Genomic DNA, 384 nt, shown 5'->3' with positions numbered 1-384 from the left:
CCGGCCCTCGATCACCCGATCGCTTTAGACCAGGTACACCAGGGTGCTGCGCTTCTTATCGAGAAAACGCACCACCTGCATGGTCTTGAACTCCAGGGAAGTACGCTCCTTGAAGACCTCCTCACCATCCTTGAGCTCACCCTTGAACGCGACCGGCCCCACCTGGCGACAAGCGATGGCCGCCTCGGCACGGTCCTCCGCCAAACCCAGACCACCCTTGAGGCCACCCGTCTTGGCTCGCGCCAGATAGCACGTCACGCCGTCCACCTTGGGTTCATCGAAGGCCCCGACCACGATGCGATCATTCGGCCCGACAAACTTGAACACCGCGGCCACCTGGCCAATTGCCCGGGCCGAAACAATGAGCGGCACGGCCCCGAGCGA

The 384-nt window shown here is 63.0% G+C and carries 1 pseudogene; it reads right to left on the bottom strand.

Features of this window, described 5'->3' with window-relative positions:
• Positions 1-27: 27 nt before the first annotated feature.
• Positions 28-372: pseudogene (locus DNK59_RS31485) on the bottom strand (CreA family protein); the annotation flags it as partial.
• Positions 373-384 lie beyond the last annotated feature (12 nt).

The organism is Pseudomonas sp. TKO26, from assembly GCF_003225665.1.
Classification (GTDB): domain Bacteria; phylum Pseudomonadota; class Gammaproteobacteria; order Pseudomonadales; family Pseudomonadaceae; genus Aquipseudomonas; species Aquipseudomonas saponiphila.
The sequence above is the reverse complement of the archived record's forward strand: the minus strand, read 5'-3'. Positions and strand labels throughout refer to the sequence as shown.